Source organism: Pseudomonas kielensis, assembly GCF_030505375.1.
In the GTDB taxonomy this organism is placed as follows: domain Bacteria; phylum Pseudomonadota; class Gammaproteobacteria; order Pseudomonadales; family Pseudomonadaceae; genus Aquipseudomonas; species Aquipseudomonas kielensis.
The window spans coordinates 1,331,845-1,345,756 of record NZ_CP130043.1 but is presented as its reverse complement, the minus strand read 5'-3'; the positions used below and the strand labels follow the sequence as shown (position 1 = coordinate 1,345,756).

Below are 13,912 nucleotides of genomic sequence, written 5' to 3'. Positions count from 1 at the left end.
GCGACTCCCCAACACTCGCCGAGCGCCTTTTTTGACCAGTGCGCTGAGCGCCTGCGTGATGCTGGGCCTGTGCGCCAGCGTCCAGGCGGACAGCTCGGCACCGGTCAATATCAGCGACCCATTCGTCAAACAGCAGACGGCCTTGTCGGTGGACAAGATTCCACCGATGCCGGCCCCGGGCAGTTATGGCATGGACAAGGCCACGGGCAAGTTCACCCACCCGGTGGCCACGCCGTTCAGCCATGAAGGTGAGCCGTTCGCCGGCGAGCTGGATTACTGGGACACCAAAAGCTACATCAAGAACATGACCGTCGAGGCCTACTACCCGATCACGGTCGAGCCGTTTCACACCTGGCAGAACATCGTCGACTTCGACGGCAAGCGCTACCTCTACCAGTACGTGCGCCGCAACCTGAAGATCTTCGATATCACCCACCCCAAAGACGTGAAACTGGTGTTCACCAAGGGCTCGACCTGGGGCGCGGACGGCCCGAGCAAGGAAGAAAACCCCTACGCCCCAGACGATATGTTTGGCGCGGCATCGGTGCAGTGGAACAAGAAACTGGGCAAGAACATCATGGTCCAGTCCTTCGAGGTTCGCCGTTTTGGCGTGTTGAGCGACAAGTACCGCGAGCCGGACAAAGTCGAGGCCATCCGCAAGTCCAAGCACCTCAAAGGCTTCAAGGTCTACGAGATGAATGGCCCGTTGCCGGACGACTGGAAACTGATCGCCACCCGCACCACCGACATCGAACACCCGGATGCGCCGATCGGCGAACAGCAGGGCTCCGGCGTGCGTGACATTCCCGCCTACTTCGGGGGCGATGTGATGTACGTGGCCGCCGCACCCAGCGACAAGTACGCACTGACCGAATACCCCAACGACCTGTACAACGCCGGCTACCAGTCCTGGGACATGTCCGACCCGAGCAATCCCAAGCTGCTGGACATGCTGACCATTCCCGGCCAGATCGTCGGTGACCCGCAACACGAAGCGGTATTCAAGGCCAACCCGCGTGCCGGCAACCGTGCGTCCTGGATGGGCGCGCGCATGTCGCTGTTCATTCCGAAAACCGTCGAGCAGGGTGGCAAGTACGGCTACGCCGCCATGGGCGGGATGGGGCTCTATGTGGTCGACATCACCCAGGCCGACAACATGAAAGTGGTCGGTCACCTGGAGTTTCCGGTGAGCGTGGCCGGTACCGAAGGCGACAACATCGACGTCTCGCAAGTGGAGAAGACCGGGATCATCTACTTCAGTGGCTACCCACTGTCGGAAGATTGTTTCGAGGCGAAAAAGGACATCTTCGCGGTGGACGTCAGCAACCCGCAGAAGCCGGCGATCCAGCACGTTCTGCCGCGTCCGACGCCACCGGCAGACGCTGCGTTCACCGACTACTGCCAGCGCAAGGGCAGCTTCGGGCCCAAGCGTTCCGGTTACTACACCCAGCCAGGCGTCTCGCGCGAGGGCATCCTGCCGTACGCGTTCTACAACGCCGGGGTCCAGGTGTTCGATGTGCGTGAGCCAGGCAAACCGACCATCGGCGCCTACTTCGTGCCGCCGTTCGACACCAAGAACGTGGCCAGTTATGCGATGGGCAACCTGACCCATGGCACCTACACCGAGTACGACCGCAACCTGATCTGGGTCTTCACCAACCACGGCTTCTATGCCCTGTCGACGCCATTGCTGGGCAAGCCGAATTTCGAGGCTCCGAGCAAAATCTGGCCGGCCCGGGACTGAAAACCAGACAACTCACCATAACAACAAGTAAGCAAAGTCTGGCGGTGGTTCGACAACGAACCACCGACCAGCGCTTTTGCAGTGTCCGGAGTTTTTCATGCGCAAACTATTGCTCGCCCTTCCGTTGATGAGTGGCGCTTGCTATGCGGAGTTCAAGGTGTCCGGGGTGGTTGACCTGACGTACGAAGTGGCGCGCTCGGGAGGCGATACCGTGGATCGACTGACGGGTGCGGGCTTGAGCTCCAACCGCATCCAGTTCAAGTATTTCCAGGAAGTGACGGACGACATCAAGCTCAATGCCGTCTACGAAGCCATGTACAACCCCCATTCCGATGACTCGACGGGTAAGCGCGAAGTCTATTACCAGGTGATTTCAGAGCGTTGGGGGACCCTCAGCGCCGGTCGCCAGGACACCCCATCCGCCAACAGTTACGGCTATGCCGACCCCCTGTATGGCAACGACTACAGCCTGGTCAACAACGTCCAGGTGTTCTATGCACCGTGGCGTGAAGACGACTCGCTGATGTACATCAGCCCACGCTACGAGGGCTATCAGTTCCGTGGCATGGCCACCCTGGGCGAGAACGATGGCAGTCGCGACGGTGTGGTCTACAGCACCAGCATCGACTACTGGGCGGACAGCCCCTGGTACTTTGCCGCCGCGGTGGATCGCAAGTACCAGCGCAACCTGTGGGACAAGCACACCATGGAGCAGGCGACGGATGCCTACTTCACCGTGGTCTACACCATGGGCACCACGGACCTGATGGCGGTCTATCACCGTTACGTCGGTTACTACGCCTACGCGCCGTGGGTGGATTTTGAATCCAATGGCAGCGACCTGCAGTTGGGTATTCGACACAATTTCTGGGACACCCAGAACATTGCCGTCAGCCTGGTCTACAAGGACGACCGCAAGAACGAAGCCTTGAGCGACGCCACGGGCATCAACCTGGCGTACATCTACAACTTCAACAAGCAGACCGACCTGTACGCGGTGTACGGCTACGTGCATCACAACCGCGACTCGGACGTGCGTTACCCGGTGAGCTGGAACCTGGAAAGCCCGTTGCGCAACGAGAACCCTGAGGGGCTGCAAATGGGGGTGCGCTACAAGTTTTAAGCAACGCTGAAAGCGGGCGCCGAAAGGCGCCTTTTTTGTGCCTGGAAAACCTGCGAGCGACCACGATCCCGGTGGGTGTCCGCGATGGGGCCGGGACATTCAATATTGATGGTGCCTGACACACTGCCATCGCGGGCAAGCCCGCTCCCACACTGGACTGGTGAGTGTCTGCACAATCTGTGGGCAGCCAAGATCTCGGTGGGTGTATGCAAAATCTGTGGGTAGCCAAAACACTGTGTGGGGCATGAAAAAGCCCCGCGGCAATGGCTTGCGGCGGGGCTGGGTGCAGCAATGGGTCAGAGCCCGAAGAACGCCTGGGCATTGCTTCCCAGGATCTGGGCCTTGGTCGCCTGATCCAGTTGCGGATGCTCGATCACGCCGGCACCAATGTTCTGCTCCCCGAGGGGGAACGGGGCGTCGGAGCCGAGCATTACCCGGTCGCTGCCCATCACGTCCACCAGCAATTTCAACGAGCGCGGGTCGAACACGGCGGAGTCGACGAAGAAGCGTTTGACGTAGCTCGATGGCAGGTTCGGGCAGTCTTCGCGGACGATATCGCGGTGTTGCCAGGCGTTGTCCACGCGCCCCAGCAAGAAGGCGAAGCCGCCACCGCCGTGGGCAAAGCACAGGCGCAGTGACGTGGGAATGCGTTCGAAGGCGCCAGACAGGATCAGCGACAGAATCCCCAGTTGGGTTTCCGCCGGCATCGCCACCAGCCACGGCAGCATCCACTTGCGCATGCGCTCGCCGCCCATCATGTCCCAGGGGTGGACCAGCACCGGGATGTCGTCTTCGGCGCAGTGGGTGAAAAACCTCACCAGGCCTTCATGGTCCAGGTCCTGATTGCCGACGTGGTTGCCAATCTGCACGCCCACATGACCGGCAGCCTTGGCCCGGCTGGCCTCGCGGCAGGCGGCGTCGATGTCCTGCAATGGCACCTGGGCCAGGACCTTGAGCCGGTCCGGGGCCACGGCGGTCATTTCCAGGGCGCGGTCGTTCATCAGTTGCGCCCAGGGCAGGGCGCGCTCGATCGGTGCGTCGTAGGCGAACATCACCGGCGTGGCGCACATGATCTGCACGTCCAGGCCCTGTTCGTCGAGGTGCTCGATGCGCCGGTGCATGTCCCACAGAACGTCATGCACCGGACGAAACGGCTGGTCGCCGAGCATGATCTGCCCGGTGCGCCCGCTGGTGTGCAGCCACGGCCCACGGTCGGCACTCAGTCGTGCCGCCTCGGCCTGGCTGATGGTGGGGAAAAAGTGCGAATGCATGTCGATTTTCATGGGCGTTTCACCGCTTCGAGGGTGCGGTGCCAGGTTTGCCAATCGCGACCGGGGTGGATCTCACCGCAACCCTGGCAACGTCGTTCGGCGTCGCTGGTGGCGTAGAACTGTTCATAGACCGGTGGCAGGTCGTTGACGATGCTTTGCAATTGCAACTCATAGCGTTTGACCAGGGTGCCGCAATGGGCACAGGACCACTGCAGGGCATCGAACTGCCCCGGCGGACGGGACTTTTCGATCACCAGGCACAGGCTGCCCGGCTCCGGACGCTGGGGGGAGTGGATCACGTGCGGGGCCATCAGGTACATGTCGCCTTCGCGCAAATCGATGCGCTCGTACTGGCCACGGTCCCAGATGTTCAGGTAGGCGTTGCCCTTGAACTGGTAGAAGAACTCCTCCACCGGGTCATCGTGGAAGTCGGTGCGCTGGTTGGGGCCACCGACCACCGTGACCATGGTGTCGCTGTCTTTCCACAGCTGGCGATTGCCCACCGGGGGCTTGAGCAGGTGGGCGTATTCTTCGATCCAGCGATTGAAGTTCAGGGGTGGACTGAAGTGATGCTTGTCCATCTTGTTGTCCTTAAGCGTTGAGGGGGGCGTAGGCCACGGCTTTGATTTCGATGCGCAAGTGCGGGTGGGGCAGTTGGTGCACGGCCACGGTGGTGCGGGTCGGGCCGGTTTCGTCGAAGTATTGCGCGTAGACCTGGTTGTAACCGTCGAAGTCGTTCATGTCGACGAGAAAACTGCTGAGTTCGACCAGGTCCGCGAGGCCCGCGCCTTCGCTGTTGAGGATGTCGCGGATGTTCTCGATCACGGCGCGGGTCTGTGCGCGAATGTCCAGGCGGGTGGTGCCCAGGGCATCGACTTCCACGCCCTCGAAGCTGTTGTCGGGGCGCCGCGAGCTGGTGCCGGACACGTAGAGGAAATCACCGGCACGCTTGATGTGGGGGAAACGTCCCCGTGGCGTCGCCTTGCCGGCGACCACGGTCGATCGATTGAGGCTCATTGTCCTGCTCCTGGGTGGTTGGCAACGCTGAAGCCGCATTCGCCGAAACCGGCGATCTGTACGCTGACATGGGCGCCCGGGCTCAAGGCTTCGGCGGCGGTGGCGGCACCGGCCATGATCAGGCTGCCGGCCGGCAGGGCGATCTCGGCCTTGGCCAGCAACTGCGAGGCCTGCACCAGGCTGCGTAGCGGGTGGCCGAGGATCGCGGCGGTTGAGCCGGCCTGGACCACCCGGCCATTGACGCGCATCAGCACCCCGGCGTTGTCCAGGGCGGCGAAGTCCCGGGACCAGGCGCCGACCACCAGCCCGGCGGAGGAGCAGTTGTCGGCGACCACGTCTTCGAGGCTGAACTTGAAGGCCTGGTAGCGCGAGTCGATGATCTCGATCGCCGGTGCCACGGCTTCCAGGTAGTCGACTGCTTCCAGGGCGGTCAAGGGGCGGTCGATGGTGCGCCGGGTGAGAAAGCACACCTCGGGTTCGGCCCGTGGATGGATGAAGCGCTGCAGGTCGACGACGCCGCCGTCTTCTTCGAGCATGGCGTCGGTGAGCCAGCCCCAGATCAGGCTGTCGACGCCCATCTGGATCATCTTCGCCCGGCTGGTGAAGCCCAGCTTGAGGCCGATCTGGCGCTCGCCAGCCGCGTAGCGGTGCTGCATCGACGCACGCTGGATCAGGTAGGCCTCATCGAGGGTAAACGGCGACTGGGTACTGAACTGCGCCACGGCTTCGGCTTTGCGTGCTGCCTGGTCCAGGGCCTGGGCGATGTAGGCAATATCGGTGGTCATGGGGGTTGCTCCAAGGGCGAACGTGCCAGCTCGCTCCCACAAGGGGATGTTGTTTGGGTTAGCGTTTGAGCAGGTCCAGGGCGACGTCGACGATCATGTCTTCCTGGCCGCCGACCATGCGGCGCTTGCCCAGCTCGACGAGGATGTCCACTGCCTTGAGGCCATATTTGTGCGCGGCGATTTCCGCGTGGCGCAGGAAGCTGGAATAGACGCCGGCATACCCCAGGGCCAGGGTTTCGCGGTCGACCCGTACCGGGCGGTCCTGCAGCGGGCGGACGATATCGTCGGCGGCGTCCATCAAGGTGTAGAGGTCGGTGCCGTGGTTCCAGCCCAGGCGCTCGGCGGCGGCGATGAACACTTCCAGAGGCGCGTTGCCGGCACCGGCGCCCATGCCCGCGAGGCTGGCGTCGATGCGGTCGCAGCCTTCCTCGACCGCGACAATCGAGTTGGCCACCCCCAGCGAAAGGTTGTGGTGGGCGTGCATGCCGGTCTGGGTCTCGGGTTTGAGCACCGCCTTGAAGGCACGGAAACGATCGCGCACATCCTGCATGCTCATCGCGCCACCGGAGTCGGCCATGTACACGCACGTGGCGCCGTAGCTTTCCATCAGTTTGGCTTGGGCGGCGAGCTGCTCGGCGGGGATCATGTGGCTCATCATCAAGAACCCCACGGTGTCCATGCCCAACGCGCGGGCGTACTCGATGTGCTGTCGGGCGACGTCCGCCTCGGTGCAATGGGTGGCGATGCGCACCACCCGTGCCCCGGCGTTGTAGGCCGCTTTCAAGTCGTGAACCGTGCCGATCCCGGGCAACAGCAAGGTGGTGATCTTGGCGTGGCTGATCACATCCGCCGCGGCTTCGATCCACTCAAGGTCGGTGTGGGCGGCGAAACCATAGTTGAAGCTCGACCCTTGCAGGCCGTCGCCGTGGGCCACTTCGATGGCGTCGACGCGGGCCTTGTCCAGGGCGCGGGCGATGTCCTGCACGTTCTGGAGCGAGTACTGGTGACGAATCGCATGGCTGCCGTCACGCAGGGTCACGTCGGAGATGTAGAGCTTTTTGCCGGGGTTGAAGGTCATCGCAGGCTCCTCAGGCGTTGAGCATCGACTGCGCCATGCGCTCGGCGGTGGCCAAGGCAGCGGAGGTCATGATGTCGAGATTGCCGGCGTAGGCGGGCAAGTAATGGGCGGCCCCTTCGACCTCGAGGAACACCGAGGTCTTGAGCCCCGAGAAGGTGCCCAGGCCCGGGATGTGCAGCGGTGTCTGCTCGGGGATCACGTCGAACTGTATTTTTTGCTTGAGGCGATAGCCCGGTACATAGGCCTGCACCGCAGCCGCCATCTCTTCGATGGAGGCCTGGACCTGGGCTTGATCGGCGGCGTCCGAGAGCACGAACACGGTGTCGCGCATCATCAGGGGCGGCTCGGCCGGGTTCATCACGATGATCGCTTTGCCCTTGCCGGCGCCGCCGATGACTTCGATGGCCTTGGAGGTGGTCTCGGTGAATTCGTCGATGTTGGCCCGGGTGCCGGGGCCGGCGGACTTGCTGGCGATGGAGGCGACGATCTCGGCGTAGTGCACCTTGGCGATGCGTGACACCGCGGCCACCATCGGGATCGTTGCTTGGCCGCCGCAGGTGACCATGTTGACGTTGAGCTGGTCCAGGTTCTGTTCCAGGTTGACCACCGGCACGCAGTACGGGCCAATCGCCGCCGGCGTCAGGTCGATCAGGCGGATGCCTGGCTTGATGGTCCGCAGGAACGCGTCGTTGGCGACATGGGCGCCGGCGGAGGTGGCATCGAACACGAAGTCGATGTCCTGGAACACGTCCATCCGTGCCAGGCCTTCAACCCCTTCGTGGGTGATCGCCACGCCCATGCGTGCGGCACGGGCCAGGCCGTCGGAGGCCGGGTCGATGCCGACCATCACGGCCATTTCCAGGTGCCGGGCGTTGCGCAGGATTTTGATCATCAGGTCGGTGCCGATGTTGCCGGAGCCGATGATGGCGACCTTCAGTTTGTCAGTCATGCTCAGTGCTCCGCTCGAAGGCGGCGGTGACGCTGCCCAGGCCCTGGATGTGGGCGGTGAACACGTTGCCCGGTTGCGCCGCGACCATCGGCCCGAGGGCACCGGTCAGGAGGATGTCGCCGGCGCGCAAGGGCGCACCGAACCGGACCATGGTGTCGGCCAGCCACAGCGCCGCGTTCAACGGGTTGCCCAGGCACGCCGCACCGGCGCCCACCGATACCGGCTCGCCGCCCAGGGTCATGCTCATGCCGCAGTGCACCAGGTCCAGTTGCGCCAGTTGCACCGGGCGACTGCCGAGCACGAACAGGCCTGAAGAGGCGTTGTCGGCGATGGTGTCGACCAGGCGGATGTCCCACTGGGCGATGCGGCTGCCCACCACTTCGATGGCCGGCAGGGCGAAGGCCGTGGCGCGGATCAGGTCGGCCATGGTGTGGCGCTCGTGGCACAGGTCGTGTTCCAGCACCAGGGCGATTTCCGCCTCGACCTTGGGCTGCTGGGTGTCACGCCAGGCAATCGGCTGATCGTCGCCACGGGCCATGCTGGCGAACAGTTGACCGAAGTCCGGCTGATCGACCCCCAGTTGCTGCTGGACCGCGTAGGAGGTCAGGCCGATCTTGCGCCCGACCGGACGCTGCCCAGCCGTGATGGCGGCTTGGGTGTTGTGGTGCTGCACGGCGTAGGCGAGGGCGACCGGGTCTGCCGAGGGATCTGCGGCGAGGGCACTGGTGATCAGTTCGCGAACCGGCGGGCAGGGTTGCCCGTCGCGTTCGGCCTGGCGCAGCCGGTTGGCCGCTTCGATGAGAGCTGCATGCATGGACGAGACTCCGGGGCTCAAGGGTTGACGCAGATGGTGGTGATTTGCGAGTAGAAATCCAGGGAGTGACGGCCCCCTTCACGGCCCAGCCCGGACAGGCGAGTGCCGCCAAACGGGGTGCGCAGGTCGCGCAGGAACCAGGTATTGACCCAGACCATGCCGACCTCGAAGCGCCGCGAAAGCCGGTGCGCGCGTTTCAGGTCACGGGTCCACAGGGCGGTGGCGAGGCCATAGGCCGAGTCGTTGACCCGTTGCACCACTTCCTCGTCGCGGTCGAACGGGGCGATATGGCACACCGGGCCGAACACTTCTTCGCGCACGCAGCGGGCGTCGTCACCGAGGTCGGTCCAGATGGTCGGTTGCACGTAGGCACCGTTGTCGCGCGCATCGCCGAAGTGCGGCACGCCGCCGCCCGTGACCAGGGTTGCGCCTTCGCTGCGGGCCAGTTCGAAGTAGCCCAGGACCTTGTCGCGGTGCTTGTGGGAAATCAGCGAGCCCATGTTCACCCCGTCTTCATCCGGGTAGCCGATCTTCAGCGCCTCGGCACCGGCCTTCATGGCGGCGACGAAGCGCTCGTAGATCGGCCGTTCCACGTACACCCGCTCCGAGCACAGGCAGACCTGGCCTGAGTTGGTGAAGCTCGAACGCAGGACGCCGGCCACTGCCGCGTCAAAGTCGCAGTCGGCAAACACCACCGCGGCGTTCTTGCCACCCAGTTCGAACGACACGTCCCGGATGCCTTCGGCGGCGACTTTCATGATGGTTTCGCCGGTGCGCGACTCACCGGTAAAGGTGATGGCGTCGACGTCCGGGTGACGGGTCAGGAATTCACCGGCCGAGCCCGGGCCGAAGCCGTGTACCAGGTTGAACACGCCTGCCGGCAGTCCGACTTCGTGCATCACCTCGGCCAGCAAGGTGGCGGTGGAAGGGGAGTCCTCGGAGGGCTTGATCACCACCGAGTTGCCACAGGCCAGGGCTGGGGCGACTTTCCAGGTCATCAGCAGCATCGGCAGGTTCCACGGCGAGATGATCGCCACCACGCCGTGGGGCTTGCGCACCGAGTAGCTGAAGACGTCGTTGCCATCGGCGGCGCGCATTTCGAAGCACTCGCTGCCGGCCTGGTTGATCAGTTCGGCGAAGGTGCGGAAGTTGTGAATGCCGCGGGCGATGTCCAGGGTCCGCGCCTGTTGGACCGGGCGCCCGGTGTCGGCCACTTCGGCGGCGACGAAGTCTTCGAAGCGGCGTTCGATGGCATCGGCGATGCGCTGCAACACGGCGGCACGCTGGCTCGCGCTGTAGTCACCCCAGGGCCCGTGCTGCGCAGCCTTGGCCGCCGCGACGGCGCGCGCCACCAGGGCTTCGTCGGCTTCGCAGACCTGGCTGAGGATACGGCCGTCGATGGGCGACACATTGGGGAAGGTCTGCTCGCTGGCGACGAATTCGCCCGAGATGTAATTACGCAGCAACTGCAGGGGTGCAGACACATCAACCTCCGGAAAACGTGGGTAGTCGGAGGGAGTGTAGGGAGGGTGGATATTAGTGAATAATAAAAAGGTCGCGCCTTGATATGTCGATCTGGAATACCAGGTGAGCTGCCGAAGGTTGCGATCTTTCCGAATTTCCCCTATGGGAGTTGATCCGACTCACTACGCGCTTGGTTCAGGCATTCGCGGAACAGCCGTGCTGCCGGCCCCAGGGCGCGGGTGTTGGAGAAGAAGCAGCCGATATCGCCAAACTGCAACGGCGCGCCGAGGTCGAAGGCCTTGAGCAGGCCGGCGCTGACAAACTGCTGCGACGCCTCGTAGGGCATCAGTGCCACGGTCTGCTGGTCTTGCATCAGGGTGATGTTGGTGAGGATCGACAGCGACTCGACCACGTTGCCCGGGGTGCTCAGGTTGGCGTCGGCGAACAGCTTGTCGGCGGTGCGGCGCAGCAGCGAATCGCGGGTCGGCAGCACCCATGGGTAGGCGTGCAGATCGGCGAGGCTGACCGGTGCCTGGCCTTGCAGGGGATGATTGGCCCCGGCCACCACACTCAATTGCTCGGCATACAGCACCTCGACGTCGAGCATCGGCGACTCGTTGCGCCAGCGCCAGTCGTCAGGCACCCGGCCCACCACCAGGTCCACTTCGCCCACGGCCAGTGCCGGGAACAACTGGTCCATCTGCCCGACCCGCAATGACACCAGCACCCCCGGTGCCTGTTGCTTGAGCAACTGCATGGCCCGGGGCAGCAACGAGGTGGACGCGGAGATCAGCGTCCCCACCATCACGTGCCCCGAGGTGCCCTCCTGGAAGGCGTTGACCTCGTCGGTCAGTGAGCGCAGTTCGGCCAGCAACGACTTGGCCCGGCGCACCACCAACTCACCCAGTTCGGTGGCGCTGACCCCACGATTGCCCCGAATCAGCAGCGGGGCATCGAAGTACGATTCCAGCTCATGAATGATCTTGGTCACCGCCGGCTGAGTCAGGTTCAGCGCCTGCGCAGCCCGGACCAGGGAGCCGCTTTGCAGCACCTGGTCGAACACCACCAGTTGGTAGAACTTGAGCTTGCGCGCAACGGAAATGGTGGTGAACTTCATGCAGAGCCTCGGGTGTCGCGTGGGTTCGACGGGGCGCTATAGGTATCACACTTCCGGCATTTTCAGCACCGGGGGCTGCAGCCCTTAGCAGGAATCCAAGGCTTGGCCAGTGCCCCGGGTGGCTGCACGGCGGCAGTTTTTTTGCCCCGTACCGTCGATTGGGGCAGCGGCCATTCGACTACTTGTCAGGTCACTCAATCGAAAGGAGAAACCGCCATGCGCTTCATGATCATCATCAAAGCCAGCCAGGATTCCGAAGCCGGCAAAATGCCCAGCCAAGCACTGCTGACCGCGATGGGCAATTACAACGAAGCACTGCTCAACGCCGGCATCCTCCTCGCCGGCGAAGGCCTGCACCCCAGCAGCAAAGGCGCACGGGTGCGTTTCAGGGGGGACACGCACACAGTCATCGACGGGCCGTTTGCCGAGACCAAGGAGCTGATTGCCGGGTTTTGGTTGTGGCAGGTGAAGTCCAAAGAGGAGGCGGTTGAATGGGTCAAGCGCTGCCCGAATCCGATGCCGGGTACGGAGGCTGAGATCGAGATTCGGCAGGTGTTTGAGATGGAGGATTTTGGGGAGGCGTTTACGCCGGAGTTGCGGGAGCAGGAGGCGCGGGTGTGGGCCGAGGCCCAGGCACAGGGGAAGAAGTGCTAAAGCGCTGACGCAGCGGATGTCGAACCCATGCCGTGGCGCGTCAGTTGGGTGAATGCAGCATCTCGCTCAGCAACGCCATGGCGACTTGCACGGTGGGTCGGGTGTCCTCCCGCTTCGTGGCCAGGTACCAGTTGAAGTGAAACCCCTGCTCACCGATTGGGCGCACCAACAGGTTCCGTTCATCGCCATTGAGCAAGCGCCGAGGCAGCAGACTCATGCCTACTCCCAGGCGGACCAGGGCAATGAGGGCGGGGACGTCCTGGATGTGCTGCAACGAGCCCAGCTGAATCTGCTGTGGGCGCAGGTAACGCCGATACAGATAGGACTGTTCCAGGTCGAAGTGATAGAGCAGGGTCTGTCCGGCGAGGTCTGTCGGCATCAGCCAAGGACGTGTGGCCAGCGCATGGTCGGGAGGCAGGATGGCGACCAGTTCATCGCCGTGCAGTGGCTGAAAGCGAGTGTCGGGAGCGTGGCTGGTTTCGCCGAGGATGATCAGGTCGCTTTCACCCTGTCGCAGGCTACAGAGCAAGTCAGGCACTGGCCTGATCTGCACCTGGACATTGGGCAAACGACTGCGCAGGGCCTGCAGCCAGGTCGGTAGCCAGTCGCAACGGTGCAGTGGGTCGATGCTCAGGCGCAGGCGTCCGGTATCGCCGCGGCCATAACGTGCCAGGTATTCGCTGAGGGCCGCCGTGTCGTCGAGAATGCGCTGTGCATGAGTGTTGAACGCCAGGCCCGCCTCGGTTGGCAGCATGGCCTTGCGCGAGCGGTGGAACAACAGAAATCCCAGGCGATCCTCCAGTTCGGCCAGTTGCTTGCTGAGGGCCGGCTGGGATAGAAACAACTGCTCTGCCGCGCGGGTCAGATTGCCGGTCTCGCAAATACTGTGCACCAAGTGCAAGTGTTTCATTTCCAAACGCACCCTGAGCACTCCCTGGCGGATCGCGAAGCCTTATCTTCACGGCGTTTTCGATAGTCGGCAAGGCTAGCTCAGCTCAATCGAGCAGGCGAGCGGGAATCAGATCTTCGCGCGTATCGCCCAACGGGCGAATGGCAACCTTGCAGCCGCCAGTGACCCGCGGATCGGCACGGGACTGCAGCACCACCAAACGCCCGCCGATCTTCTCCAGCAGGGCGCGGTCGTACTCCATCAGCCGGTGGCACGCGGCAACGTCACCGCTGCCCTCCAGGGAGCAGGGAAAGAGAATGCGGCAGTAAGCCGTGCCTTCACTGATTCGCTCGATGGGCCACAGGTGTGGCAAGCCAAACAGCCGCTGCCACTCCTGGGCGATGTCCGCCACCTGTTGTTGGCGGCGACCGGCATTTTTCCACCAGACCCACTGCGCCAGCAGACGTGCAAGCCAGCGCGTCCGCCAGTGCCAGCGACTGCGCGCCAGCGGTCCGGTGAAACCATTGACCTTGCGGTAGAGGGCAATCTTCTGGCTGTCGGACTTCATGCGCCAACCCCCTCGCTGAGCAACATCACAGCAGTGAGCAGCAGCATCAGCATGCTCAGGCCATGACTCACCTGACGCCCCCGCAAGCGCCTGCTGAACAGTGCCCAGCAATACGTCAGGCGCAACACCACAAAACCTGCGCCCAGCCCCAACACCCACGCCGAATTGAGTGAGGTCGCGGTATCGATGAAGTAGAGCAGCAAGATGAACAGCACGGACTGTTCAAGGCTATTGCCGTGAGCGCGAATGGCCGCCGTCAGCGCCGGATTGCCGGCATCACCAAAACTGACCCGGTAGCGCAGGCGCAATCGGGACACATTGACGGACAGGGCGATCAACAACAACGCCAACACCGCTGCGATGGAAAGGCTGTAGGGCATGCAGGTCTTCCTTGGCTTGAGGAGGGGATACCTTTGCGATGCTAATCAGCGGGTGCGGC

The 13,912-nt window shown here is 63.4% G+C and carries 15 protein-coding genes; 3 read left to right on the top strand and 12 right to left on the bottom strand.

The window, feature by feature from the left end; translation table 11 throughout:
• Nucleotides 1–31: 31 nt before the first annotated feature.
• Together Q1W70_RS06580 and Q1W70_RS06575 are read left to right on the top strand one after the other, a co-directional pair.
• Nucleotides 32–1,744, top strand: coding sequence for an LVIVD repeat-containing protein (locus Q1W70_RS06580; RefSeq protein ID WP_185818523.1), 1,713 nt, complete (start codon nucleotides 32–34; stop codon nucleotides 1,742–1,744).
• A gap of 97 nt (nucleotides 1,745–1,841) precedes the next feature.
• On the top strand, nucleotides 1,842–2,867 hold the full coding sequence (locus Q1W70_RS06575; RefSeq protein WP_166590377.1) for a porin: 1,026 nt from the start codon (nucleotides 1,842–1,844) through the stop codon (nucleotides 2,865–2,867).
• A 296-nt stretch (nucleotides 2,868–3,163) separates the two neighbouring features.
• Here the strand turns inward: Q1W70_RS06575 and Q1W70_RS06570 are convergent, their stop codons facing one another.
• From Q1W70_RS06570 to Q1W70_RS06530, 9 genes are all read right to left on the bottom strand, one after another.
• A complete protein-coding gene (locus tag Q1W70_RS06570) occupies nucleotides 3,164–4,150 on the bottom strand; it encodes an amidohydrolase family protein (RefSeq protein ID WP_166590378.1) in 987 nt (328 codons plus the stop codon).
• Nucleotides 4,147–4,719 carry a 3-hydroxyanthranilate 3,4-dioxygenase gene (locus tag Q1W70_RS06565; protein ID WP_166590379.1) on the bottom strand — a complete coding sequence of 191 codons (573 nt, stop codon included), beginning with the start codon at nucleotides 4,717–4,719 and terminating at the stop codon, nucleotides 4,147–4,149. Before Q1W70_RS06565 ends, Q1W70_RS06570 begins: the two co-directional genes overlap by 4 nt.
• 10 nt (nucleotides 4,720–4,729) lie before the next feature.
• On the bottom strand, nucleotides 4,730–5,155 hold the full coding sequence (locus Q1W70_RS06560; RefSeq protein WP_095169511.1) for a RidA family protein: 426 nt from the start codon (nucleotides 5,153–5,155) through the stop codon (nucleotides 4,730–4,732).
• Nucleotides 5,152–5,940, bottom strand: coding sequence for a 2-keto-4-pentenoate hydratase (locus Q1W70_RS06555; protein WP_166590380.1), 789 nt, complete (start codon nucleotides 5,938–5,940; stop codon nucleotides 5,152–5,154). The genes Q1W70_RS06560 and Q1W70_RS06555 overlap by 4 nt, the downstream gene beginning before the upstream one ends.
• A gap of 58 nt (nucleotides 5,941–5,998) precedes the next feature.
• Complete coding sequence (dmpG, locus tag Q1W70_RS06550; RefSeq protein ID WP_166590381.1) at nucleotides 5,999–7,018, bottom strand: 4-hydroxy-2-oxovalerate aldolase; 1,020 nt, start codon at nucleotides 7,016–7,018, stop codon at nucleotides 5,999–6,001.
• 10 nt (nucleotides 7,019–7,028) lie between these two features.
• Complete coding sequence (locus Q1W70_RS06545; protein WP_302098695.1) at nucleotides 7,029–7,967, bottom strand: acetaldehyde dehydrogenase (acetylating); 939 nt, start codon at nucleotides 7,965–7,967, stop codon at nucleotides 7,029–7,031.
• Entirely contained in the window at nucleotides 7,960–8,781 is an 822-nt protein-coding gene (locus tag Q1W70_RS06540) for a fumarylacetoacetate hydrolase family protein (protein ID WP_302098694.1), read from the bottom strand. The genes Q1W70_RS06545 and Q1W70_RS06540 overlap by 8 nt, the downstream gene beginning before the upstream one ends.
• Before the next feature lie 17 nt (nucleotides 8,782–8,798).
• Entirely contained in the window at nucleotides 8,799–10,253 is a 1,455-nt protein-coding gene (locus Q1W70_RS06535; protein ID WP_302098882.1) for a 2-hydroxymuconic semialdehyde dehydrogenase, read from the bottom strand.
• A gap of 152 nt (nucleotides 10,254–10,405) precedes the next feature.
• Nucleotides 10,406–11,362, bottom strand: a complete 957-nt coding sequence (locus Q1W70_RS06530) for a LysR substrate-binding domain-containing protein (protein ID WP_095169505.1) — start codon at nucleotides 11,360–11,362, stop codon at nucleotides 10,406–10,408.
• A 216-nt stretch (nucleotides 11,363–11,578) separates the two neighbouring features.
• Between Q1W70_RS06530 and Q1W70_RS06525 the strand changes: the two genes are divergently transcribed.
• Entirely contained in the window at nucleotides 11,579–12,016 is a 438-nt protein-coding gene (locus tag Q1W70_RS06525; protein WP_166590385.1) for a YciI family protein, read from the top strand.
• A 40-nt stretch (nucleotides 12,017–12,056) separates the two neighbouring features.
• Here the strand turns inward: Q1W70_RS06525 and Q1W70_RS06520 are convergent, their stop codons facing one another.
• From Q1W70_RS06520 to Q1W70_RS06510, 3 genes are all read right to left on the bottom strand, one after another.
• Nucleotides 12,057–12,926, bottom strand: coding sequence for a LysR family transcriptional regulator (locus Q1W70_RS06520; protein ID WP_166590386.1), 870 nt, complete (start codon nucleotides 12,924–12,926; stop codon nucleotides 12,057–12,059).
• Nucleotides 12,927–13,011: 85 nt separating this feature from the next.
• Complete coding sequence (locus Q1W70_RS06515; RefSeq protein ID WP_302098693.1) at nucleotides 13,012–13,473, bottom strand: hypothetical protein; 462 nt, start codon at nucleotides 13,471–13,473, stop codon at nucleotides 13,012–13,014.
• Nucleotides 13,470–13,853 (bottom strand): MAPEG family protein, encoded by a 384-nt coding sequence (locus tag Q1W70_RS06510; protein ID WP_166590388.1) that lies wholly within the window; start codon nucleotides 13,851–13,853, stop codon nucleotides 13,470–13,472. The genes Q1W70_RS06515 and Q1W70_RS06510 overlap by 4 nt, the downstream gene beginning before the upstream one ends.
• Between the last annotated feature and the right edge of the window lie 59 nt (nucleotides 13,854–13,912).

Coding starts and splice junctions, on each gene's coding strand:
- Q1W70_RS06575 (WP_166590377.1), top strand. CDS start 1,842: ATGCGCAAACTATTGCTCGCCCTTCCGTTGATGAGTGGCGCTTGCTAT.
- Q1W70_RS06570 (WP_166590378.1), bottom strand. CDS start 4,150: ATGAAAATCGACATGCATTCGCACTTTTTCCCCACCATCAGCCAGGCC.
- Q1W70_RS06565 (WP_166590379.1), bottom strand. CDS start 4,719: ATGGACAAGCATCACTTCAGTCCACCCCTGAACTTCAATCGCTGGATC.
- Q1W70_RS06560 (WP_095169511.1), bottom strand. CDS start 5,155: ATGAGCCTCAATCGATCGACCGTGGTCGCCGGCAAGGCGACGCCACGG.
- Q1W70_RS06555 (WP_166590380.1), bottom strand. CDS start 5,940: ATGACCACCGATATTGCCTACATCGCCCAGGCCCTGGACCAGGCAGCA.
- dmpG (WP_166590381.1), bottom strand. CDS start 7,018: ATGACCTTCAACCCCGGCAAAAAGCTCTACATCTCCGACGTGACCCTG.
- Q1W70_RS06545 (WP_302098695.1), bottom strand. CDS start 7,967: ATGACTGACAAACTGAAGGTCGCCATCATCGGCTCCGGCAACATCGGC.
- Q1W70_RS06540 (WP_302098694.1), bottom strand. CDS start 8,781: ATGCATGCAGCTCTCATCGAAGCGGCCAACCGGCTGCGCCAGGCCGAA.
- Q1W70_RS06530 (WP_095169505.1), bottom strand. CDS start 11,362: ATGAAGTTCACCACCATTTCCGTTGCGCGCAAGCTCAAGTTCTACCAA.
- Q1W70_RS06525 (WP_166590385.1), top strand. CDS start 11,579: ATGCGCTTCATGATCATCATCAAAGCCAGCCAGGATTCCGAAGCCGGC.
- Q1W70_RS06520 (WP_166590386.1), bottom strand. CDS start 12,926: ATGAAACACTTGCACTTGGTGCACAGTATTTGCGAGACCGGCAATCTG.
- Q1W70_RS06515 (WP_302098693.1), bottom strand. CDS start 13,473: ATGAAGTCCGACAGCCAGAAGATTGCCCTCTACCGCAAGGTCAATGGT.
- Q1W70_RS06510 (WP_166590388.1), bottom strand. CDS start 13,853: ATGCCCTACAGCCTTTCCATCGCAGCGGTGTTGGCGTTGTTGTTGATC.